Source organism: Pantoea sp. BAV 3049 (assembly GCF_009765445.1).
Lineage (GTDB): Bacteria > Pseudomonadota > Gammaproteobacteria > Enterobacterales > Enterobacteriaceae > Erwinia.
In genome coordinates this window covers 1,618,463-1,640,910 of the sequence record NZ_WHOY01000031.1, presented here as the reverse complement: position 1 = coordinate 1,640,910, position 22,448 = coordinate 1,618,463, and the positions used below count along the sequence as shown (strand labels likewise).

18 protein-coding genes are annotated in these 22,448 nt (G+C 55.5%); 10 read left to right on the top strand and 8 right to left on the bottom strand.

Annotation, left to right across the window (positions count from 1 at the left end):
- Positions 1–120: 120 nt before the first annotated feature.
- Together lptG and lptF are read right to left on the bottom strand one after the other, a co-directional pair.
- Positions 121–1,197, bottom strand: coding sequence for an LPS export ABC transporter permease LptG (gene lptG / locus GSQ70_RS08360; protein ID WP_158782123.1), 1,077 nt, complete (start codon positions 1,195–1,197; stop codon positions 121–123).
- The gene (lptF, locus tag GSQ70_RS08355) at positions 1,197–2,297 is read right to left on the bottom strand and encodes an LPS export ABC transporter permease LptF (protein WP_158782122.1); all 1,101 of its coding nucleotides are present in this window, start codon (positions 2,295–2,297) and stop codon (positions 1,197–1,199) included. Before lptF ends, lptG begins: the two co-directional genes overlap by 1 nt.
- 289 nt (positions 2,298–2,586) lie before the next feature.
- Between lptF and pepA the strand changes: the two genes are divergently transcribed.
- The 4 genes from pepA to GSQ70_RS08335 all read left to right on the top strand — a co-directional run bounded on the left by pepA (position 2,587) and on the right by GSQ70_RS08335 (position 8,071).
- Positions 2,587–4,098: a leucyl aminopeptidase gene (gene pepA / locus GSQ70_RS08350; RefSeq protein WP_158782121.1), complete on the top strand. Its 1,512-nt coding sequence runs from the start codon at positions 2,587–2,589 to the stop codon at positions 4,096–4,098.
- Between the two features lie 3 nt (positions 4,099–4,101).
- A complete protein-coding gene (locus GSQ70_RS08345) occupies positions 4,102–4,551 on the top strand; it encodes a DNA polymerase III subunit chi (protein ID WP_158782120.1) in 450 nt (149 codons plus the stop codon).
- A gap of 5 nt (positions 4,552–4,556) precedes the next feature.
- A complete protein-coding gene (locus tag GSQ70_RS08340) occupies positions 4,557–7,412 on the top strand; it encodes a valine--tRNA ligase (protein ID WP_158782119.1) in 2,856 nt (951 codons plus the stop codon).
- Between the two features lie 155 nt (positions 7,413–7,567).
- Entirely contained in the window at positions 7,568–8,071 is a 504-nt protein-coding gene (locus GSQ70_RS08335; protein WP_158782118.1) for a GNAT family N-acetyltransferase, read from the top strand.
- Here the strand turns inward: GSQ70_RS08335 and GSQ70_RS08330 are convergent.
- The 4 genes from GSQ70_RS08330 to rraB form a co-directional block, all read right to left on the bottom strand.
- Positions 8,066–8,851: a histidine phosphatase family protein gene (locus tag GSQ70_RS08330; protein ID WP_158782117.1), complete on the bottom strand. Its 786-nt coding sequence runs from the start codon at positions 8,849–8,851 to the stop codon at positions 8,066–8,068. The genes GSQ70_RS08335 and GSQ70_RS08330 overlap by 6 nt on opposite strands.
- A gap of 13 nt (positions 8,852–8,864) precedes the next feature.
- Positions 8,865–10,196: a hypothetical protein gene (locus tag GSQ70_RS08325; RefSeq protein ID WP_158782116.1), complete on the bottom strand. Its 1,332-nt coding sequence runs from the start codon at positions 10,194–10,196 to the stop codon at positions 8,865–8,867.
- A gap of 363 nt (positions 10,197–10,559) precedes the next feature.
- Positions 10,560–11,321: a tRNA isopentenyl-2-thiomethyl-A-37 hydroxylase MiaE gene (miaE, locus tag GSQ70_RS08320; RefSeq protein ID WP_158782115.1), complete on the bottom strand. Its 762-nt coding sequence runs from the start codon at positions 11,319–11,321 to the stop codon at positions 10,560–10,562.
- Positions 11,322–11,444: 123 nt separating this feature from the next.
- On the bottom strand, positions 11,445–11,864 hold the full coding sequence (gene rraB, locus GSQ70_RS08315; RefSeq protein ID WP_158782114.1) for a ribonuclease E inhibitor RraB: 420 nt from the start codon (positions 11,862–11,864) through the stop codon (positions 11,445–11,447).
- A 159-nt stretch (positions 11,865–12,023) separates the two neighbouring features.
- On the opposite strand from rraB, the gene argF reads away from it, so the two are divergent.
- From argF to ridA, 5 genes are all read left to right on the top strand, one after another.
- Positions 12,024–13,037: an ornithine carbamoyltransferase gene (gene argF / locus GSQ70_RS08310; protein ID WP_158782113.1), complete on the top strand. Its 1,014-nt coding sequence runs from the start codon at positions 12,024–12,026 to the stop codon at positions 13,035–13,037.
- An 88-nt stretch (positions 13,038–13,125) separates the two neighbouring features.
- Entirely contained in the window at positions 13,126–13,305 is a 180-nt protein-coding gene (locus GSQ70_RS08305) for a hypothetical protein (protein WP_158782112.1), read from the top strand.
- The gene (pyrB, locus tag GSQ70_RS08300) at positions 13,286–14,218 is read left to right on the top strand and encodes an aspartate carbamoyltransferase (protein WP_158782111.1); all 933 of its coding nucleotides are present in this window, start codon (positions 13,286–13,288) and stop codon (positions 14,216–14,218) included. The genes GSQ70_RS08305 and pyrB overlap by 20 nt, the downstream gene beginning before the upstream one ends.
- An 11-nt stretch (positions 14,219–14,229) precedes the next feature.
- Complete coding sequence (pyrI, locus tag GSQ70_RS08295) at positions 14,230–14,694, top strand: aspartate carbamoyltransferase regulatory subunit (protein WP_158782110.1); 465 nt, start codon at positions 14,230–14,232, stop codon at positions 14,692–14,694.
- Between the two features lie 54 nt (positions 14,695–14,748).
- Complete coding sequence (gene ridA / locus GSQ70_RS08290; RefSeq protein WP_158782109.1) at positions 14,749–15,135, top strand: 2-iminobutanoate/2-iminopropanoate deaminase; 387 nt, start codon at positions 14,749–14,751, stop codon at positions 15,133–15,135.
- A 36-nt stretch (positions 15,136–15,171) separates the two neighbouring features.
- Here the strand turns inward: ridA and GSQ70_RS08285 are convergent, their stop codons facing one another.
- On the bottom strand, positions 15,172–17,562 hold the full coding sequence (locus tag GSQ70_RS08285) for a beta-N-acetylhexosaminidase (RefSeq protein WP_233268256.1): 2,391 nt from the start codon (positions 17,560–17,562) through the stop codon (positions 15,172–15,174).
- Positions 17,563–17,897: 335 nt separating this feature from the next.
- On the opposite strand from GSQ70_RS08285, the gene treC reads away from it, so the two are divergent.
- Positions 17,898–19,556 (top strand): alpha,alpha-phosphotrehalase, encoded by a 1,659-nt coding sequence (gene treC, locus GSQ70_RS08280; RefSeq protein ID WP_158782107.1) that lies wholly within the window; start codon positions 17,898–17,900, stop codon positions 19,554–19,556.
- 6 nt (positions 19,557–19,562) lie between these two features.
- On the opposite strand, the gene GSQ70_RS08275 is transcribed toward treC, so the two are convergent.
- Positions 19,563–22,139, bottom strand: coding sequence for a DEAD/DEAH box helicase (locus GSQ70_RS08275; protein ID WP_158782106.1), 2,577 nt, complete (start codon positions 22,137–22,139; stop codon positions 19,563–19,565).
- Between the last annotated feature and the right edge of the window lie 309 nt (positions 22,140–22,448).

Sequence of the window (22,448 nt, the reverse complement as noted above, 5' to 3'; positions counted from 1 at the left end):
CCCTGTAAAACAAAGACCCCGCCAGATGGCGGGGTCTTTTATTGGCCTGAAACTCACGCCGCTACAGCTGGAAATCTGTGATTCATCCTTGCTTCATCAACAGATTGCATACTCCAGCGCTTATCTCCGCTTCAGCAGCATATAGACGCTGATAGCAAAGAACGCGGCGCTTGGCAGTAACGCACCCAGTACCGGCAGAATATTATAAACCAGGCTCAACGGGCCAAAGATCTGATCAAGCACGTAGAACAGGAAGCCAAAGCTGATCCCGGTCACCACCCTCATCCCCATCGACACGCTGCGCAGCGGCCCGAAGATAAACGACAGCGCCATCAGCATCATCACCGCCACCGACAGCGGCTGGAAGATTTTGCTCCACATGTTCAGCTGATAGCGGCCAGAAACCTGCCCACTCTGCTTGAGATATTTGGTGTAGTTATACAGGCCGCTGATCGACAGCGCGTCCGGGTCCAGCGCCACCACGCCAAGCTTGTCCGGCGTCAGCGTGGTTTTCCATTCGCCGGTTAGCGTCTGGCTGCCAGAAACCTGTTTGGGGTCGGTCAGGTCAGACTGGTCCACCTCTGACAAATCCCACTCTTTCTTTTGAGCATTGTAGGTAGCCGAAGCAGCATAACGCACGGACTGTAAACGGCGCTCTTTATTGAAGCTGTAGATGCTGATACCGCCCAGCTCGCTGTTGTCCTTCAGCCGCTCGATAAAGATAAAGTTATCGCCGTCCTTCGCCCACAAGCCGTTCTGTGTAGAAAGCAGCGAACCGCCAACCAGCTGCTGGGCACGATAGTTACGCGCCATCTGCTCGCCCTGCGGCGCCACAAACTCGCCGATGGCCATAGTCAGTAGCACCAGCGGGATCGCGGTTTTCATCACCGAGGCAGCAATCTGCATACGGGTGAAGCCGGAAGCCTGCATCACCACCAGCTCGCTGCGCTGCGCCAGAGCACCCAGCCCCAGCAGAGCGCCTAACAGCGCCGCCATCGGGAAGAAGATCTCGATATCTTTTGGCACGCTCAGGATGGTGTACAACCCGGCACCCAGCGCGGTGTAGTCACCCTGGCCGGTTTTACGCAGCTGGTCGACAAACTTGATAATGCCGGACAGCGACACCAGCATGAACAGCGTCGCCATGATGGTGTTAAAGATAGTTTTACCGATGTATCTGTCGAGTACGCCAAACATCAGACGGATCCTCCGCGTGTAAAGCGGGCGCGAATACGCCTCACCGGCACCGTATCCCACAGGTTAAGCATCACCGCCAGCGCCAGATACCCAATGTTCACCACCCACATCCAGATAGCCGGATCGAGGCGGCCTTTCGAACCACTGGAGCGCAGCGAGCTTTGCAGCAGGAAGAAGACCAGATAGAGCAGCATGGCGGGCAGCATCGACAGCACGCGGCCCTGACGTGGGTTGACCACGCTCAGCGGCACGACCATCAGCGCCATCACCAGCACTGAGAACACCAGCGTAATGCGCCAGTGCAACTCGCTGGCAAAGTCCGGCTTTTTGGAATGCATCAACGTACTGAAATTCATCTGTTCAGCGTCGTTCGGGTCCAGCACCACTTCCTGATGGCCGATAATCGCCTGATAGTTCTCGAAGTCGGTAATGCGGAAGTCGCGCAGCATTGCCGTGCCCTCAAAACGAGTTCCCTTATCCAGGGTCACGATCTGAGAACCGTCCGCACGCTGGGTCATATGGCCTTTATCTGCCAGCACCACCGACGGGCGGGCATTGCCCTTCGGCCGCAGCTGCGCCAGGAAGACATTGCCGAAATTGTTGCCCTTAACGTTTTCAATAAACATCACCGACTGACCGTCGCCAGACTGCTGGAACTGCCCCGCCGCCAGCGCCGCTGCGCCCGGGTTGGCCTTGGCGTTTTTCGTCACCTCGTTCTGGTAACGCGCCGACCACGGCCCCAGCCAGGCGACGTTAGCCGCCGCCACCACGGCAGTAAACAGCATCAGCACCATCGCCGCTTTCACCAGCACGGCTTTACTTAAGCCGCAGGCATGCATCACGGTGATTTCACTCTCGGTGTACAGGCGGCCGAGGGTCATCAAAATCGCTAAAAACAGGCTGAGTGGCAGAATTAGCTGCGCCATCTCTGAAATGCCCAGGCCCAATAATGTCAGTACTAAATTTGTTGGAATTTCGCCATCCGCCGCGGCACCTAAAATCCTGACTAATTTCTGACAAAAGAAGATCAGTAGCAGGATAAAGAGGATTGCCAGCTGGCTTTTGAGCGTTTCCCTAACCAGATATCTAATGATGATCACGCTGAGTACGCCTGTGAAAACTTGTCTTTTTGCAGGAAAATCGCTAGTTTCATCGCTTATACGCCATTTTTTCTCATCAATGGCCCTCGTCATAGCTAAACTAGTATGACAACAATCGCGTTCTGGTGATGCAAAAAAATTTTTAATCCCTGTTTCAGGACATCACCAAAACGAAATCTGACGCCCGTTATCATTACGCTAACGGCGTGTTGCCCCGGCATTATGCGGTCAATAAGCGCTACATTCTAGCCGCAGCAAGCGCCGTTGTCTTTAAGATTCAGGAGAGTGCATGGAGTTCAGTGTAAAAAGCGGTAGCCCGGAAAAACAGCGCAGTGCCTGTATCGTGGTTGGCGTGTTTGAACCGCGCAGGCTTTCACCGATTGCTGAACAGCTGGATAAAATCAGCGATGGCTACATCAGCGCCCTGCTGCGCCGCGGCGAACTGGAAGGCAAGGTCGGGCAGACTTTGCTGCTGCATCATGTGCCAAATATCCTCTCTGAGCGTATTTTGCTCATTGGGTGCGGAAAAGAGCGTGAGCTGGATGAACGTCAGTATAAGCAGGTCATCCAGAAAACCATCAACACCCTTAATGATACCGGCTCAATGGAAGCCGTCTGCTTCCTGACCGAACTGCATGTAAAAGGTCGTAACACTTACTGGAAAGTTCGCCAGGCAGTGGAAACGTCAAAAGAGACCCTTTACAGCTTCGATCAGCTGAAAAGCAACAAAATCGAACCACGCCGTCCGCTGCGTAAGATGGTGTTCAACGTGCCGACCCGCCGTGAACTGACCAGCGGTGAACGTGCTATCCAGCACGGTCTGGCCGTGGCCGCAGGGGTCAAAGCCGCGAAAGATTTGGGCAATATGCCACCAAACATCTGTAACGCCGCCTATCTGGCTTCTCAGGCTCGTCAGCTGGCGGATGCCTACAGCAAGAACATCACCACCCGCGTGATTGGCGAGCAGCAGATGAAAGAGCTGGGCATGAATGCCTACCTGGCTGTCGGCCAGGGATCGCAGAACGAATCGCTGATGTCGGTGATTGAATATAAAGGTGACCCGGACGCCGGGAGCAAGCCTATTGTGCTGGTCGGTAAGGGTGTCACTTTTGACACCGGTGGTATCTCTCTCAAGCCTGGCGAAGCCATGGACGAGATGAAATACGATATGTGCGGTGCTGCTTCTGTCTATGGCGTGATGCGCATGGTCGCCGAGCTGAACCTGCCACTGAACGTGGTTGGCGTGCTGGCGGGTTGTGAGAACATGCCGGGTGGCCGCGCTTACCGTCCAGGCGATGTGCTGACCACCATGTCCGGACAAACCGTTGAAGTGCTGAATACCGATGCGGAAGGCCGTCTGGTGCTGTGTGATGCCCTGACCTACGTGGAGCGTTTCGATCCGGACGTGGTGATCGATATCGCCACCCTGACCGGTGCCTGCGTGATTGCGCTGGGCCATCACATCAGCGGACTGATGTCGAACCATAACCCACTGGCGCACGAGCTGATTGGCGCGTCTGAGCAGGCGGGTGACCGCGCATGGCGTCTGCCGATGGCGGATGAGTATCAGGAGCAGCTGGACTCTAATTTTGCCGATATGGCGAACATTGGCGGCCGTCCTGGCGGTGCGATTACCGCAGCCTGCTTCCTGGCGCGCTTTGCCCGTAAGTATAACTGGGCGCATCTGGATATTGCCGGTACCGCCTGGCGTTCCGGCAAGGCTAAAGGCGCCACCGGGCGTCCGGTTGCCCTGCTGTCACAGTTCCTGCTGAACCGTGCCGGTCTGAACGGCGACGATTAACCGATGAAAAACGCCACCTTCTATCTGCTGGAAACCGACACTCCGGTTGACGGCATCAGCGCCCTTGAGGCGCTGGTGTGCGACCTGGCAGAAGCGCGCTGGCGCGAGGGAAAGCGAGTGCTGATAGCCTGCGAAGATGAAGCGCAGGCTGTCCGCCTGGATGAAGCCTTATGGCAGCGGCCTGCCAGTGCTTTTGTGCCGCACAATCTGGCAGGCGAAGGGCCGAAATACGGTGCGCCGGTCGAGCTGGCCTGGCCGCAGCGCAGGGGCAATGCTCCGCGAGATTTGCTGATCAGTCTGCTGCCGCAGTTTGCAGATTTTGCCACCGCTTTCCATGAAGTGATAGACTTCGTGCCTTATGAAGAATCTTTGAAACAGCTGGCGCGCGACCGCTATAAAGCGTATCGCAGCGTTGGATTCCACTTGAATACGGCAACGCCCCCAACGACATAGCAGACATGGAAAAGACATATAACCCGCAAGATATCGAGCAGCCGCTTTACGAGCACTGGGAGCAGCAGGGCTACTTCAAGCCAAATGGCGACACCCGCCAGGAAAGCTTCTGCATCATGATCCCGCCGCCGAACGTCACCGGCAGCTTGCATATGGGTCACGCCTTCCAGCAGACCATCATGGACACCATGATCCGTTACCAGCGCATGCAGGGAAAAAACACCCTGTGGCAGGCGGGAACTGACCATGCGGGTATCGCCACCCAGATGGTGGTCGAACGCAAAATTGCCGCCGAAGAAGGTAAAACACGCAAGGACTACGGCCGCGATGCGTTTATCGAAAAAATCTGGCAATGGAAGGCGGAATCCGGCGGCACCATTACCCGCCAGATGCGTCGTCTGGGCAACTCCGTAGACTGGGAGCGTGAGCGCTTCACCATGGATGAAGGCCTCTCCAATGCGGTTAAAGAAGTGTTTGTGCGCCTGTACAAAGAGAACCTGATTTACCGTGGCAAGCGCCTGGTGAACTGGGATCCTAAACTGCGCACCGCCATCTCCGATCTGGAAGTGGAAAACCGCGAGTCCAAAGGCTCAATGTGGCACATCCGCTATCCGCTGGCCGACGGCGCCAAAACCGCCGATGGCAAAGATTACCTGGTGGTGGCGACCACCCGTCCGGAAACCGTGCTCGGCGATACCGGCGTGGCCGTCAACCCGGAAGATCCGCGTTACAAAGACCTGATTGGAAAGTTCGTTGTTCTGCCATTTGTTGACCGCCGCATTCCGATCGTCGGCGACGAACACGCGGATATGGAGAAAGGCACCGGCTGCGTGAAAATCACTCCGGCGCATGACTTCAACGACTATGAAGTCGGCCGTCGTCACAAACTGCCGATGATCAATATTCTGACCTTCGACGGTGACATCCGCGACCTGGCGCAGGTTTATGACTGCAACGGTGAAGAGTCTGACGTTTACGATGCGGCAATCCCGGCGGAGTTCCAGAATCTGGAGCGCTTCGCTGCGCGTAAAGCTATCGTGGCTGCCGTCGATGCGCTGGGCCTGCTGGAAGAAGTGAAGCCACACGACCTGACCGTGCCTTACGGCGACCGTGGCGGTGTGGTTATCGAGCCAATGCTGACCGACCAGTGGTACGTGCGTACCGCTCCGCTGGCCAAAGTGGCGGTGGAAGCCGTTGAGCAGGGCGATATTCAGTTTGTGCCGAAGCAGTACGAAAACATGTACTTCTCCTGGATGCGTGATATTCAGGACTGGTGTATTTCCCGCCAGCTGTGGTGGGGTCACCGTATCCCAGCCTGGTACGATGCCGAAGGCAACGTCTACGTTGGCCGTACCGAAGAAGAAGTGCGTGCCGAGAATAACCTGGCTGATGCGGTGGTGCTGAACCAGGACGAAGACGTGCTGGACACCTGGTTCTCCTCAGGTCTGTGGACTTTCTCCACGCTTGGCTGGCCAGAAAAAACGCCGGATCTGAACACCTTCCACCCGACCAGCGTGCTGGTAAGTGGCTTCGACATCATCTTCTTCTGGATTGCCCGCATGATCATGCTGACCATGCACTTCATCAAGGATGAAGACGGCAAGCCTCAGGTGCCGTTCAAGACCGTCTATATGACCGGCCTGATCCGCGATGAGGAAGGCCAGAAGATGTCGAAATCGAAAGGTAACGTCATCGATCCGCTGGATATGGTGGACGGCATCTCACTGGAAGACCTACTGGAAAAACGCACCGGCAACATGATGCAGCCGCAGCTGGCGGAGAAAATCCGCAAGCGTACCGAGAAACAATTCCCGAATGGTATTGAGCCGCACGGCACCGATGCGCTGCGCTTTACGCTGGCGGCACTGGCCTCGACCGGCCGCGACATCAACTGGGACATGAAGCGCCTGGAAGGTTACCGCAACTTCTGTAACAAGCTGTGGAACGCCAGCCGCTTTGTGCTGATGAACACCGAAGACCAGGATTGCGGACAGAACGGCGGCGAAATGGTGCTGTCACTGGCCGATCGCTGGATCCGTGCCGAGTTCAACCAGACGGTGAAAGCCTGGCGTGAAGCGCTGGACAGCTATCGTTTCGATATTGCCGCCAACATACTGTATGAGTTCACCTGGAATCAGTTCTGCGACTGGTACCTGGAGCTGGCCAAGCCGGTGATGAATGGCGGATCCGAAGCGGAGCTGCGCGGCACTCGCAACACGCTGGTTGAAGTGCTGGAAGCTCTGCTGCGCCTGGCGCATCCGATCATTCCATTTATTACGGAAACCATCTGGCAGCGCGTTAAGGTGTTAAAAAGCATCACTGACGACACCATCATGCTGCAGCCGATGCCAGCTTATGAAGCCGCGAAAGTGGATGAAGCAGCTCTGAGCGATACCGAGTGGCTGAAGCAGGCTATCGTTGCCGTGCGTAACATACGCGCGGAGATGAACCTTTCTCCTGCCAAACCGCTGGATGTGCTGCTGCGTGGCGCAAGTTCGGAAGTGGTGCGTCGTGTGAACGACAACCACAGCTTCCTCAAATCGCTGGCCCGCCTGGAGAGCATCACCTGTCTGGCTGCGGACGACAAAGGTCCGGTTTCCGTCACCAAGATTATCGACGGTGCCGAGCTGCTGATCCCGATGGCCGACCTGGTGGATAAGTCTGCCGAGCTGGAGCGTCTGGCGAAGGAAGTGGCGAAGCTGGAAGTGGAAATCGGTAAGATCGAAAGCAAGCTGTCTAACGAAGGTTTTGTTTCCCGCGCGCCAGAAGCCGTAGTGGCGAAAGAGCGTGAGCGCATGACCGAGTTCGAACAGGCGAAAGTGAAACTGATTGAACAGCAGGCGGTGATCAAAGCACTGTAAGCAGTCATCACCACATAACAAGGCCCGGCTGAGAGTTTCTCGCCGGGCTTTTTTTTGCCACGATCCAGCTGGCGATGGCCTGAATCAGTGGGTGATTGCATCAGACCGCGTAAAGTTATTACACTGCTTTTCAGGCAGACTAAAACGGCACAGTTATGACAAATAGCACAGAGACATCCCTGCGAGTTCGCCCGCTACAACCCGCTGATAATCCACATATCGCCAGAGTGATCCGCGACGTTTCCGCTGAGTTTGGCCTGACTGCGGATAAAGGCTTTACCGTAGCCGATCCTAACCTCGACCACCTGTTCGAACTCTACAGCGAGCCAGACAGCGCTTACTGGGTGGTGGAACTGGATGGGGTGATCGTTGGCGGCGGCGGCGTGGCCCCGCTGCTGTGCAGCGAAGAGGATATCTGTGAGCTGCAGAAGATGTACTTTATGCCTGCCATCCGTGGCATGGGGATGGCGAGAGAGCTGGCAATGCAGGCGATGGACTTCGCCCGCGAGCGTGGATTCAAGCGCTGCTACCTTGAAACCACCGCCTCACTGACCCGCGCCATTCGCCTGTATGAGCATCTGGGCTTTGAGCATATCGACGGCCCGATGGGGTGTACCGGGCACGTGGATTGCGAAGTGACGATGCTGCGAACGTTATGAGCCTTGCCGTATGTAGCTCAGATCGCCAATCGACTCGATAACAAACTGCCCCGCGTCGGTATAGCGAATTTTGGTCACGCTGGCATTACCCAGTTGTTGGTTAAGCGAGGTATCTCCCAGCTCTTGCAGCAGCACCATAATCGCCATCCCGTGGGACACCACCAGCACGTTACCCCCACCCTGCTGCTGAGCCTGTCGGGCAATATCCGTGATGCTGTTGGTCATGCGGGTCGCGACCTGCTGATAGCTCTCGGCAGCCCCGGTGGATTTGATGCCTTTTAACACCCCCGTCCCGTGAGATTCAGCACCTTTTATCGCTTCAATCATTTTATCGATGCGGATCTTACGCTCAGCAAAATCCTTCATCAGCGCCGCTTCTGACGGATAGCCCGCCTGTGTGGCCGCCGCTCCCCACATATTGCGGTCCAAATCGCCCTCAAACAGCCCGAAGCCGACTTCACGCAGCCCTTTGCTCTCATTCAGCGGCAGCGGCGTCTTCCAGCTCTGCATCACCAGCCGCGCGGTTTCTCTTGCTCTGCCAGAATCACTGGACCAGGCAGCGACAAACTTCACCGGTTGCAATCCGCGCCCCAGTTTCTGCGCCACGTCCACGCCTGGCGGGGTTAAAGGCGTGTCGCTCCAGCCCTGCGCCCGCTGCACGGTGTTAAACATCGTTTTGCCATGACGCGTCAGATAAATAGTCACCTCTGCTGCAAAGCACTCATTAAAGCTGAACGATGCCAGAAGCAATAACAGTACGCCTTTCATTTTACCTTTCATTCTTGATTCCTTTTTAATTGAACAGACCAAATTTATAATCAATGGTCACCTCGGAGGAGAGACTGGGCGAACGCATATATTTCCCCTGCGCATTCAACAGCGGGGTTTCTTTGTTATTTTTATACGACCAGCCATAACCAAGCTGAGCGGCGACGGAGAGATTTTTCAGGCTGGGATGGGAAGGCTGCCAGCGATTAAGCCAGGCCACCTCTCCGGAACGGACGGTATTATTTTTATAATTAAACTGCCCATAATTGAGCTGAATTCCGCTGGCCAGCCCTTTGGTAATTTCATATTCGGTATAAGAGACGATCGCCAGTTCTTTGTCACGCATATAATCTTTACCGGCCGAGGTCATGGCATTAAACCGTCCCCGGGTATTTTTGGTAATGGGTCTGGCATAATAGCCTACGGCATTTTTCTTTGCAGCCGAAGTCCAGGCCAGCGCCATTCGCTGCGTCCAGCCATTATTCTGCCAGCGGGCTTCCCCCACGTAATGCCAGGCATCGTGATCAAACTCTCTTTTACTGGCCGCCATGGATTTATACTTTTCCAGTGCCTGGCTGCCATAGATCTGTGAAGATATACGCCATTCCGGGGCCAGTTGGTAACCCGTTTCAATCAGCTGCCGACGGAGATAATCCTTTGCCTCGCCATAGCCGTAAGCGAACTGACCGTCCAGGCCTTTGTAGAACACGCCACTGGTAAAAATTGACTCAATGTTCCGCTTGTCATTCGTCTGCAGATGCAGATTTTCCGGCGAGTCATGGCGGATGGCCCGCGTCACATAAGCCGCATCCAGCCGGAGATCCTGCCAGTTAAAGGTGCCACTGTAGCCGGAATAACTGTTACGCGATAAACGGTTAGTCAGGGTCAGAACACCGAAGTTTTTCAGCGCCTGCCAGCCTGCTTTCGCCTGCATTCCCAGCGTTTGATCCCCCAGCTTCACTTTGACGTAGCGCTGGCCGAATTTGCTGAAGCCATGGGCATTCTTTTTGTCCATGCCCTCGCCCTGGTTATACAGCAGGCCACGAGTGGAGAAATAATCACTCGCCCCCAACCGGACTGCCCGCGTGTAAGTGGCATCAAAGCCAATCACATTCCACAAATAACCGGATTGCAGATTCACATTCGCCGCCTGGCCCCAGGCATTATGCACCGTGGTGGGCTGCGCTTCATTTTCCTTCAGGTATTTCCAGTGATTACGCAGGCTCAGATCCAGATGCGTATTATTAAAAAACGCATTAACTTCCTGAGATTCGCCAGTGGATAAATTAACCGCCCAGGCGGGCATTCCTGAGAGAAATATTGAGAACGTAATAAATAAAACGATCCTGTTTTTCATTGAGTATTCCCTGTAAAAAAGCAGCAATGCACGTCAGGAGTGCAGAGCATAATTCTTAAAGAAGATTGTCTACGGGACTCTTTAATGGCATAGCGGAATGGGACTTTTTTAATACAAAAAAAACCCGATCCAAAAACTCAGTCAGATAACTAAGTTTTGTGGATCAGGTTTTGCCCGAGGTAACAATCCTGATGTTCAGTCAGAAATATACACAATGCAGATTCAGGCACCAAAGCCATATTTGACAATTGTGATCCGCTGCGCAAATTAAATAATCTGAGTTCAGAAAATAGAATTAATGTTAACTGGGAGGTGAAGTGTTACTCTTTTTAATAACAACATAATAGAAAAATTAAGAAGAATTCACCACGCCGGAACACCGCTGTGAAAGCGCAGTTCATTATCCGGCTCAGTGATCAGCTTCGCTTCCGTCTCACCAATTTTCCTCACCCGATGGGCAATATCCCCCGGAGCAACCTGTGCGGCCAGAGCCAGGTAATCCTGATAATGGCGGGCCTCGGAACGCAGCAGCGAAAGGTAAAAGGAGGCCAGTTCGTCATCCAGACAAGGCGCCAGGCTGGCAAAACGCTCACAGGAGCGAGCCTCAATGTAGGCACCACAAATCAGCTTATCCACCAGCGTTTGCGGCTCGTGGGTCGTCACCTCACGCAGCAGCCCTTTGGCATAACGGCTGGCGGTAATTTTGATATAGGGGATGTTACGTGCCTGCATAATTTCCAGCACCTGATAAAAGTGGTGCAGCTCTTCTTTGATTAGCAGCACCATTTTATCCACCAGCGCGTCGCCATACTCCACGTCAGCACGGCCGATCACCGCTTTCGACAGCCCTTTATGCTGCTCCAGAAAAGTCAGGTCGGCATTCTCGCTGTGAATAAACTGCTCCCACGGCTTCAGCCACGCCAGCAACGCATCACCGCTCTCTTTCTCCGCCACGTATTTGCGGATCAGCCACATGGCGGTCTGGGCCGCTTTCAGCTCACAGACCAGATGATCCGTCAGCAGCAATGGCAGATTTTCCGGCTTGCGGGCCTCGTCGATCCACGCCTGAGGCGTGCGGCAATGTAGAAAAGCGTGAATGGGGGCGAGGAGATGATTGGTGTTCATGCGGTCAGGCAATCCGTAGAAAGAGGAAGAAAAGAGTGAAATTTTGGGCAAATAAGGAGCCGGACGGAAGGATTTCCACCGACACGGGCGGAAAAATCCGCCCCCCGGGTCGCTCAGCAACGATTAATGGCGGGTGCCATCATCCTCTTCGTCGATATACTCGCCGTCTTCGTCTTCATCTTCGGCATCCGGATCTTCGAAATAAGTGCCCCAACCGTCGTAATCGACGTTGAACTTGCCAGCCAGATCGACCAGTTGCTCAACCTGCGCGTCGATCAGCTCGGCGTTCAGCGCCGCTTCGCTAAGAATGTCGCAGCACATCACTTTGCTGCCATCCTCCAGCTCCAGCTCTTCCGGCTCGGTTACTTCGTAACCCATTTTGAACGCTTCTACCGCCGCCTTTTCCAGCGCGTCGAAACTGTCGCAGGAGAGGTGGTGTTCGATGGTATAGAGCGCGTCCGGGTCACTGCCATCATCCAACAGCTCTTCAATAATCAGCCGCGTCTCTTCACGCTGCTCTTCCAGCAATGCTTCATTTGCCATGATCCGTTCCTCTGTGTGTGGCATCTCTGAACGCTATTTTCCCACAGTGCCCTTCCCGTCACTACCTTTATACAAAAGTTTCTGTGCGCCGGGGTTGAAAATGAATATTCATACGGTTAAATTGAATTTTAATTCAAAAAAACCCATCCGGAGTGCTTTATGAGTCAGTTACATCAACGCCACTTTCTCAGGCTGCTCGATTTTTCCCCCGCAGAAATCACTGCTTTGCTGGCGCTGGCCGCCACGCTCAAGACTGATAAAAAAAATGGCGAGGAAATTCAGCACCTGAAAGGCAAGAACATCGCGCTCATCTTCGAAAAAGACTCGACCCGTACCCGATGCTCTTTCGAAGTTGCCGCATACGATCAGGGCGCTAACGTCACCTGGCTCGGCCCGAGCGGCAGCCAGATTGGCCATAAAGAGTCGATGAAAGATACCGCACGGGTGCTGGGCCGGATGTATGACGGTATTCAGTATCGCGGTCACGGGCAGGTGCTGGTTGAGTCACTGGCGGAACACGCCGGTGTACCGGTGTGGAACGGCCTGACCAATGAGTTTCACCCTACCCAGCTGCTGGCCGATCTGCTGACCATGCAGGAGCATCTGCCGGAGAAAGCCTTCAGCGAGATGACGTTTGCCTACGTGGGCGACGCGCACAACAATATGGGCAACACTATGATGGAAGCCGCAGCGCTGGTTGGCCTCGATCTGCGCCTGGTTGCGCCGAAAGGCTGCTGGCCGGACGCGGAACTGGTTGCCGAATGTCGTCTGGCGGCGGAGAAAACAGGCGGCAAAATTACCCTGACCGAAGATATTGCCGAAGGCGTGAACGGGGCTGATTTCATTTATACCGATGTCTGGGTGTCGATGGGCGAACCGAAGGAAGTCTGGCAGGAACGTATTGCCCTGCTGCGTCCTTACCAGGTGAACAGCGCGATGCTTAAACTGACCGGCAACCCGCAGGTTAAATTCCTGCACTGCCTGCCAGCGTTCCATGACGAGCAGACCACGCTGGGCCAGCAGATGGCCGAACAATACGATCTGCATGGCGGCATGGAAGTGACGGATGAAGTGTTCGAATCCGCTCACAGCGTAGTGTTCGATCAGGCTGAAAACCGCATGCACACCATCAAAGCGGTGATGGTAGCCACGCTGGCAAAGCTGTCTGATTAACGGCCGGCAAACGATTACTCTGCGGGTGATTTTTCCTTGCCGCAGGCCAGTAAATGCGTATAATTCCCCCCGTTTGCCGGGAGGAAGTATGTTGTTAAACACTGCTGACATTGTCGTCCAGACGCGCCTCAACGCAGGCGGGCAGCACCGTTTTTCCTTACCTGGCGTCACCGATCATAAAAAAAAGCCCCTCAATGAGGGGCTTTTTTTTTGTCCGTTTGCAAGTCACGGGGCTGAGGAGAGAGAAGATGGCGAATCCGCTGTATAAAAAACATATTATTTCGATTAACGATCTCGATCGTGCGGAGCTGGAGCTGGTGCTGGACACTGCCGCCAGCCTGAAAGCCAATCCGCAGCCGGAGCTGTTAAAACACATTGTGGTGGCCAGCTGTTTCTTTGAAGCCTCAACGCGAACCCGACTGTCCTTCGAAACGGCGATGCATCGCCTCGGGGCTTCCGTGGTGGGTTTTGCAGACGGCAGCAACACTTCTCTGGGCAAGAAAGGCGAAACGCTGGCAGACACCATCTCGGTGATCAGCACCTATGTGGATGCCATCGTCATGCGCCATCCACAGGAAGGAGCTGCGCGACTGGCGACGGAATTCTCCACCGATGTGCCAATCTTTAACGCCGGTGACGGAGCTAACCAGCATCCCACTCAGACCCTGCTCGATCTGTTCACCATCCGCGAAACCCAGGGCCGCCTGAGCAACCTGAATATCGCCATGGTCGGTGATCTGAAATATGGCCGTACCGTGCATTCTCTGACGCAGGCGCTGGCGAAGTTCGACGGCAACCGCTTTATGTTTATCGCTCCGGATGCGCTTGCGATGCCTGCCTACATCACCGATATGCTGGACGAAAAAGGCATTGCCTGGAGCCGTCATGACAGCATCGAAGAGGTGATCCCACAGGTGGATATTCTGTACATGACCCGCGTACAGAAAGAGCGTCTGGACCCGTCCGAATACGCCAATGTGAAGGCGCAATTTATTCTGCGAGCGGCCGACCTTGAGGGTGCCCGCGAAACCATGAAGGTGCTGCACCCGCTGCCACGTATCGATGAAATCACCCCCGACGTCGATAAAACGCCGTACGCCTGGTACTTCCAGCAGGCCGGTAACGGCATCTATGCGCGCCAGGCAATTCTGGCACTGGTACTCAGCGAAATGGATCTGTAGAGGAACTGACAATGACTCAAGACAATAAACTGCAGGTCGAAGCGATTAAACGCGGCACGGTTATCGACCACATCCCGGCACAGATTGGCTTTAAGCTGCTGTCGCTGTTTCGCCTGACGGAAACCGATCAGCGCATCACCATCGGCCTGAACCTGCCTTCCGGCGAACTGGGACGCAAGGATCTGATCAAGATTGAAAACACCTTTCTGACTGACGATCAGATCAATCAGCTGGCGGTCTATGCCCCGCACGCCACGGTTAACCGCATTGATAATTACGATGTGGTGGGCAAAATTGCCCCGACGCTGCCGGACAATATCGAGCGCGTGCTGACCTGCCCAAACAGCAACTGCATCAGCCGCAGCGAGCCGGTGAACTCCAGCTTCGCGGTGAAAAAGCGTAATAATGACGTGCACTTAAAGTGCAAATACTGTGAGAAAGAGTTTGCCCATCACGTGGTGCTGGCAAGCTGGTAATCAGGACTCAGCGGCCTATAATGGGCCGTTGCACCCCGTTAACATGGAGAAATTATGTCTCGCGAAATCAGCACCGAAAACGCACCAGCCGCCATCGGTCCTTACGTACAGGGCGTCGATCTTGGCAGCATGATCATCACTTCCGGCCAGATCCCGGTCGATCCTAAAACAGGCGCAGTGGCCGAAGATGTGACCGCCCAGGCCCGTCAGTCTCTCGCCAACGTGAAAGCGATTGTGGAAGCAGCCGGACTGAAAGTAGGCGATATCGTCAAAACCACCGTGTTCGTAAAGGACCTGAACGATTTCGCCACGGTGAACGCCGCTTATGAAGCATTCTTTACCGAGCACAACGCCAGCTTCCCTGCGCGCTCCTGCGTGGAAGTGGCGCGCCTGCCGAAAGATGTGAAAATCGAAATCGAAGCGATTGCCGTTCGTCGCTAAGGCCGGTTCCTCTCCCGCCTGCGGGAGAGGCTATCACTACTGTCCTGACCGCAGCAGTTTTTCCACCGGTGAGACCAGCGCAATCACCACCTCATCCTGCGTTACCGCCGCCTTATCCAGCTTCTCCTGCATTCTCGCCACGTCATGTGAGCCAAATGCCCGATCGTTTTCCATCGCATCCACCAGCGAAAGCCCGATGGTGCTGATTTCCCGAACCTGCTCCGCCACCGACACCAGCGGCTTCAGCTGATAGCTTTGCTCCAGCAACGGCATCACTGCCGGGATGTTTTGCTGCCACAGCAAGAGCTGATGCCGGACAGCCTGCAACGCCTTGCGGTCTTTGTGGTGGGTAATCAGCGCATCCACCTGCTGGTTCAGCTCACGCACTTTATCGCTCTCCGCAGGCAACACATCCGCCAGGCGATTCAGCGGCTCATTCAGGTCGTAATGTCCGGCCTGGAATTTAAGGTGTTGCCGGGTGTAATACTGTGCCGGTTCCAGCGCTTCAGCAAAGATTTGCAGTGGCACAATGTCGCTGCTGTTTGCCAGGCGGATCATTTGCGTTTGCGTCTGGGCATGCTGCTGCAGACCAACAGAGACGGTCGACCAGCGATCCACCGCAGCCAGACGCCGGTACATATTGCCCTCATCGATCACATCTTTCGCCGACCACAGACGCTCGGCCACCACAAAAGCGCGTGGCCACAAGCGGACATCAATCACCTGCGGGTTAACGATTTCCGCCCACAGAGCCGCTTCGCCGCCCAGCAGGTTATCCTTCATCTGTTTTTCGTCCGGCACGCTGGGCTGAATGCCCACCGGTACGCCCTGCAACTTGTTGCCGCTGGCCGGATAGCGAACGTTGCCCACCAGCATGTAGCCCGTCAGCTCCTCACCCGTGAGCGTGATCACCGGGCTGAACTTGCCCATCCAGGTATCCACGCTGAAGGTGATGCGGTTTGGTGCCAGCCAGCTGATGTCATGCACCATCCGCCGTGATTTTCCTGCGAAATCGATAAAGCCGCGCCAGTGGTTATTACGGTTAATCAGCGTAAAGCTGCCCTTCACCGCGTTGCCTTTCAGGCGCGGCATAGTGAACTGCCAGCTCTGAGCCACCTCGCCCTCTTTCAGCAGGTCTTCACCGTTCAGGCCGACAGGATAAACTTCATTGCGGTAGTGATAGGAAGAAGGCTGAACCTGATCGAGATAAAAACCGGCAGAGAGAATGCCGCGATAATTATCTTTGGTCACTTCGCCCAGCGCATCCTGACCCTGCCAGGACTGGATCAGGATGTTGTGCGGCAGATCCGGATGGGCAATTTCATCCCAGCCGACCATTTTGCGCTGATGCTTTTCAAGGATCTTCTCCAGCCGCTGGTTGAAGTAAGCCTGCAACGCATATTCATCCTTCAGCCCTTTCTGCTGCATAAACTGCTGGATCTTCCGCGACGCCTTCCACTGTGTGGCATCCACTTCATCGCCGCCAATATGTATCCACGGATCCGGGAAAATTTCGGTCACCTCGCCGATCAGCGTGTCGATAAACTCATAGGCCTTTTCATTGCTGGGATCGAGCAACGGTTTGAACACTCCCCACCCTCTCTCGATCTGATAAGGCCCGGGCGCGCTGATAAGCTCAGGCATGGCGACGGCCAGCGCCGTTGCGTGACCGGGAAAATCGATCTCCGGCACCACGCGCACGCCGCGATCGGCTGCGTACTGCACAATCCCTTTCATCTGTTCGCGAGTATAAAACAGGCCGTCACTGGCCTTCTCCTGCAGCTGCGGGAAGTGGCTGGAGGCAAAGCGCCAGCCCTGATCGTCGGTCAGATGCCAGTGGAAAACATTCATGCGCGCGGCGGCGATCCCGTCGATCTGTCGTCTGATCGTATCCAGCGGCATAAAGTGGCGCACGGAGTCGATCAGGATCCCACGCCACGGAAAGCGGGGGCTGTCGTGGATCTCAACATAAGGGATCTCACTGTCTTTACCGGTGTTCTCCACCAGTTGCAATAGCGTTTCCATCCCCCGCATCGCGCCAAACCGTGTGGCCGCATCCAGTTCAATGCCGCGGCTGCCAACATTCAGGCTGTAGCTTTCATCGCTGTCCGGCTGCGGGATAGCATCCACCTTTTTCGCAATCTTAATCAGCAGGGTTGGCTGCTCCGGCACGGTGGTCTGCGGCATCATCTGCCAGCCGGTTTGCAGGCCAATCCGCTGCCGCCAGCGCTGCAACGCCTCTGGCAGATCGTCCCCTTCCACCTGAACAGAAAAACGATTATTCAGCACCAGGCTGCCTCCGCTGGCAGGTTGTTCAACCTGCTGCGGCCAGGGCATCAGCGGCAGATTACCCGCCGGAGTGGCAAAACTGTAAAAAAAAGCGAACAGGGAGGTGGCAAGCAGAGAAAAGCGCAGTGAATCGGGCACAGGTGACTCTCCAGAAGCGTGACGGCCAAAAATGGCAAAACACTCATAAAACATAATTCGTAAGACACATCAAGTTACATCCGACCATCCACGTCCACAGGGTAATAATTTGTGACGAGTTTATCGTAAGGATTCCATTCACTTTTTTTCACCGACTGCCTCTGAATGGCAGGCCAGCACTGACATGACCTTTCCGCATTGACAATTTTTTTCGCGTTCCGGGCCATCCAGGGTATTTCACCTTTCCAGTTAATAGCTAACCTTAGGGAAGAAGAAAAAAGTCAGAGTTTTATCGCAGCGCACGGACCTTTTCACCTGAGAATCAGGATTGAGCAATGACTAAAATTCCACCGTGGTGGCAGAACGGCGTTATCTATCAAATTTATCCCAAGAGCTTTCAGGACACGACCGGCAGTGGAACGGGCGATCTTGCCGGAGTGATCCAGCGTCTCGACTACTTAAAAGAGCTGGGGGTAGATGCTATCTGGCTGACGCCTTTCTATATTTCTCCGCAGGTGGATAATGGCTACGACGTGGCGAACTACATCGCCATCGATCCCATCTTTGGCACGCTGAACGACTTCGATAATCTGGTGGAAGAGACTCACCGGCGCGGGATGCGGTTAATTCTCGACATGGTGTTTAACCACAGCTCCACCCAGCACCACTGGTTCCATGAGGCGCTGGATCGCGAAAGCCCCTATCGCTCCTACTACATCTGGCGTGACGGAACGCCCGGTGAACCGCCAAATAACTGGCTGTCGAAGTTTGGCGGCAGCGCCTGGCGCTGGCATCCGGAGAGCGGCCAGTACTATATGCACCTGTGGGCGCAGGAACAGGCGGAGCTGAACTGGGAAAATGAGAACCTGCGCGCCGAGCTGAAGCAGATCGTCAACTTCTGGGCGGATCGCGGCATCGACGGCCTGCGGCTGGACGTAGTGAACCTGGTCTCCAAGCATCAGGATTTCCCGGACGATCCCGGGGGCGACGGACTGCGGCTGTATACTGACGGTCCACGCATCCACGAATATATGCAGGAGATGAGCCGCGATGTTTTCCGTCCGCGCGAGCTGATGACAGTGGGAGAAATGTCCTCCGCCACGCTGGAACATTGCCAGCGCTACGGCGCACTGGAGGGCGAAGAGCTGTCGATGGTGTTCAGCTTCGATCATGTTGAGGTGGATTTTTATAACGGCCAGAAATGGACGCTGACGCCCCTGGATCTGGTGGCTCAGAAGGCAATTTTCACCCACTGGCAGCAGGGAATGCATAACCAGGCCTGGAACGCGCTGTTCTGGTGTAATCACGATCAGCCAAGAGTGGTTTCACGTTGGGGAGATGAAGGCCAGTACCGCGTGCAGTCAGCGAAAATGCTGGCGATGGTGCTGCACGGCATGCAGGGCACTCCTTACATTTTCCAGGGTGAGGAGCTGGGAATGACCAACCCGCACTTCACCCGTATCCTCGACTACCGGGATATCGAAAGCCACAACATGTATGCCGAACTGCGCTCGCAGGGGCGGGACAGCGACAATCTGCTGGCTATCCTCGCCAGTAAGTCCCGCGATAATGGCCGCACACCAATCCCCTGGAATGCCGGAGAGAACGGCGGTTTCACTACCGGCACGCCGTGGATTGGGATGTGTGACAACATGGAGACAATTAATGCTGACGCCGCACTGGCCGATCTGAATTCGGTGTTTTATACCTATCAGCAACTGATCCAGCTGCGTAAAAGCTATCCAATATTGACGTGGGGAGATTATCTCGACCTGCTACCGGATCACGCTTATCTGTGGTGCTACTGCCGCCGCTATGAGAATGAAACGTTAGTGGTGGCGACCAATTTCAGCCCGGAGACCCAGGTGTGGCATCCGCCCGCTTACAGCGGCCACTGGGAGGTGCTGATCAGTAACTACCCCGATACGCACGTAACGCCGGGAGAAGTGATGCTGCGGCCCTGGGAAGCAGTGTGGTGGTACCAGAAACGCTGAGGAGCGTCACATCGGACCGAACAGTGCGGCCAGATCATCGCTGCTGAACTGGGTGGGTTCACTCAGTTCATCCTCCAGAATGCCGCCTGCCAGCTCAGCCTTCTGCTCCTGCAGCGCGACAATCTTCTCTTCAATGCTGCCAGCCGCAATCAGTTTATACACAAAGACCGGCTTATCCTGCCCAAGTCGGTAAGCGCGGTCCGTGGCCTGATTTTCGGCTGCCGGGTTCCACCAGGGATCGTAGTGGATCACCGTGTCCGCCGCCGTCAGGTTCAGGCCAACCCCGCCCGCTTTCAGGCTGATCAGGAATACCGGCACCTCGCCATTCTGAAAACGTTGCACCGGCTCGGTACGGTCGCGAGTGCTGCCGGTCAGAGTGACAAACGGGATACGCGCCTTTTGCAGCTCTTCGGCAATCAACGTCAGCATGGTGGTGAACTGGGAGAAGATCAGGATATGGCGATCTTCCGCCAGCAAATCACTGAGCATTTCCCGCAGCAGAGCCAGCTTGGCAGAATGTTTCACTTTGGCCGCTTTGTCGGTTTTTACCAGCCGGGGATCGCAGCAGATTTGCCGCAGCTTCAGCAACGCATCCAGCACCAGCAGATGGCTGCGCCCGGCCCCCTGCTGCTCCACCGCCAGCCGCACGCGCTCCTGCATGGCACTGCGTACCGATTCGTACAGCTCCCGCTGGGAGCCTTCCAGCGCCACCGAGCGGATAATGGTGTTCTTCGGCGGCAGCTCTTTTGCCACTTCCTGCTTACGCCGCCGCAGCATAAAAGGCCGTACGCGGCGGGCCAGCAGCTCACGGCGGACACGGTCGCCGTTGCGTTCAATCGGAATACGCCACTCCTGAGTGAACTGTTTCTCACTGCCCAGGAAGCCCGGCAGCAGAAAGTCAAACTGCGACCACAGCTCGCCGAGGTGGTTTTCCAGCGGCGTTCCGGTCAGGCACAGGCGGTGACGGGCTTTGAGTGAGCGGATCACGGTGGCGGCGCGGGAGGCGCTGTTTTTAACATACTGCGCCTCATCGAGGATCAACAGGTGATAGCTGTAGCCCAGCAGCTGCGGCTGGTCGCGCCACAACAGGGAATAAGTGGTCAGCACCACATCATACTGGCCGATATCGTCATAGAAATCTTTGCGTTGCGGGCCGGTCAGGGCCAGCACTTTCAGGCCCGGGGCAAACCGGCTCGCTTCCTGCGTCCAGTTATAGACCAGCGTGGTAGGCACCACTATCAGCGCCGGACGGGTAAGCCTGCCGCCCTCTTTCTCCAGCAGCAAGTGCGCCAGAGTCTGGATAGTTTTCCCCAGCCCCATGTCATCAGCCAGCACGCCGGAGAGATCTTGTGCCCGGAGGAACTGCATCCAGTTGAGCCCCTGCTGCTGGTAGTCACGCAACTGGGCCTGCAATCCGGCTGGCGGTTCGACAGGCTGGATACCTTCGCTGGAGCGCAGCCGCTCGGCAAGCTGGTATACGCCGCTCTCGCCCTGAAACTGCCAGCGACCGGTGTAGCTCAATGCCGTCAGCCTGCCCGCTTCATAAGGCGCAATACGCAATGGTGCGCTGACACTTTGAGCAAACACATCGGCCAGGCTTCCCACTACCGGTTTCAGGCGATCGGCAGTGATATGCAGCCGCTCATTGCGATCGCTGCGCAGCTCCACGACTTCATTATCCGGGATGCTGGAGAGATCGCCGGACAGCCAGCGCCGGTCTTTCTGGAACAGCCCGGCCAGCAGCGGTTGCAGGCTGACCTGACGGCGGCCAATACTGACTTCCATTTCAAGGTTGAACCAGCCATCTCCGCCCTGCACTGCACGGCCGTCGATGCTTTCAATGTCGGTGACGTTCCAGGTGAAGTCATCGTCCATGCTGACTTTCCAGCCGCGCCGTCGCAGCTCAGGCAGCTTCACGCGGATAAAATCGCGCCACTGGGTCGGCGATTCAGGAGCAAAAATAGAAGGCGGTAGCGGAGCCGATGCCGGGGTGTAGATATGACCTGCAGGGATCGTCAGCAATCCGGCAGCGTTGATCTCACGCAGCCAGTTCTGCTCGTGCTCGTTCTGTCGCTCAACATGGAACAGTGCGCCGTGAAGATCGGTGAAGCTGTCGCCGCTGCTTCCTGCCGCAACCCGCACTCCGGCATAATCGAAATGGACGGCAGCGAAGTCCAGCCGCTTTTGACGGTGGCCATAGCGACCAAAACCGCTGACAAACTTCGCGCGGGACTCAAGCCGTAATGTAGGCACCGGTTCGACAGAGATATTTTCCGGAACCGGCTCCAGTCGGGCAGCATGAGGCTGCTGGCGCAAATTAGCCAGCATCACTGCCGCCACATGGCGACAGTTGTTTTTGACCGGGCAGGTACACTCCCCGCTGGCATGCAGCTTGCCCTGTGGCAGGCTGAAATGCACCATCACCTGGAAGGGCTCGATTTTTCTTCCGGGAACTTCACCCGTTAACAGGTTGTTTTGCCACTGGATATTCTGCACCTTATCGACCAGCCCTTCTGCTCTGGCGACGGTGCGCGCACCGATCCAACGGCTAACCTGTTTTTCATTGTACGTCACAGAAGGCATCAGACTGTATCCCGGAATGGCCTGGGCAAAGGCATAAGTGCTCCGCATAACAGGCAATAATATGAATTCCGGGGCTATGAATGCAACCTTGTGACACCGATTGGCCGCCAAAAAGGTCTCTCCGGCAGGCTGAGCCGATCGAGTTACGTTCAGATTATTGCCCGGTTTAAGCCTGGTAAATTTCCTCCAGGGCTAAGTGTTTAACTTTACGCCACCATTTTTCAATCTTTGTTCCACATCAAGAAACTCGCAGTTATATCAGGCGAAAACACCATATATAGCGTTTACTATGCCTGTCACATTCTACAT

Coding starts and splice junctions, on each gene's coding strand:
- lptG (WP_158782123.1), bottom strand. CDS start 1,197: ATGTTTGGCGTACTCGACAGATACATCGGTAAAACTATCTTTAACACC.
- pepA (WP_158782121.1), top strand. CDS start 2,587: ATGGAGTTCAGTGTAAAAAGCGGTAGCCCGGAAAAACAGCGCAGTGCC.
- GSQ70_RS08345 (WP_158782120.1), top strand. CDS start 4,102: ATGAAAAACGCCACCTTCTATCTGCTGGAAACCGACACTCCGGTTGAC.
- GSQ70_RS08340 (WP_158782119.1), top strand. CDS start 4,557: ATGGAAAAGACATATAACCCGCAAGATATCGAGCAGCCGCTTTACGAG.
- GSQ70_RS08335 (WP_158782118.1), top strand. CDS start 7,568: ATGACAAATAGCACAGAGACATCCCTGCGAGTTCGCCCGCTACAACCC.
- GSQ70_RS08330 (WP_158782117.1), bottom strand. CDS start 8,851: ATGAAAGGTAAAATGAAAGGCGTACTGTTATTGCTTCTGGCATCGTTC.
- GSQ70_RS08325 (WP_158782116.1), bottom strand. CDS start 10,196: ATGAAAAACAGGATCGTTTTATTTATTACGTTCTCAATATTTCTCTCA.
- miaE (WP_158782115.1), bottom strand. CDS start 11,321: ATGAACACCAATCATCTCCTCGCCCCCATTCACGCTTTTCTACATTGC.
- rraB (WP_158782114.1), bottom strand. CDS start 11,864: ATGGCAAATGAAGCATTGCTGGAAGAGCAGCGTGAAGAGACGCGGCTG.
- argF (WP_158782113.1), top strand. CDS start 12,024: ATGAGTCAGTTACATCAACGCCACTTTCTCAGGCTGCTCGATTTTTCC.
- GSQ70_RS08305 (WP_158782112.1), top strand. CDS start 13,126: ATGTTGTTAAACACTGCTGACATTGTCGTCCAGACGCGCCTCAACGCA.
- pyrB (WP_158782111.1), top strand. CDS start 13,286: ATGGCGAATCCGCTGTATAAAAAACATATTATTTCGATTAACGATCTC.
- pyrI (WP_158782110.1), top strand. CDS start 14,230: ATGACTCAAGACAATAAACTGCAGGTCGAAGCGATTAAACGCGGCACG.
- ridA (WP_158782109.1), top strand. CDS start 14,749: ATGTCTCGCGAAATCAGCACCGAAAACGCACCAGCCGCCATCGGTCCT.
- treC (WP_158782107.1), top strand. CDS start 17,898: ATGACTAAAATTCCACCGTGGTGGCAGAACGGCGTTATCTATCAAATT.
- GSQ70_RS08275 (WP_158782106.1), bottom strand. CDS start 22,139: ATGCCTTCTGTGACGTACAATGAAAAACAGGTTAGCCGTTGGATCGGT.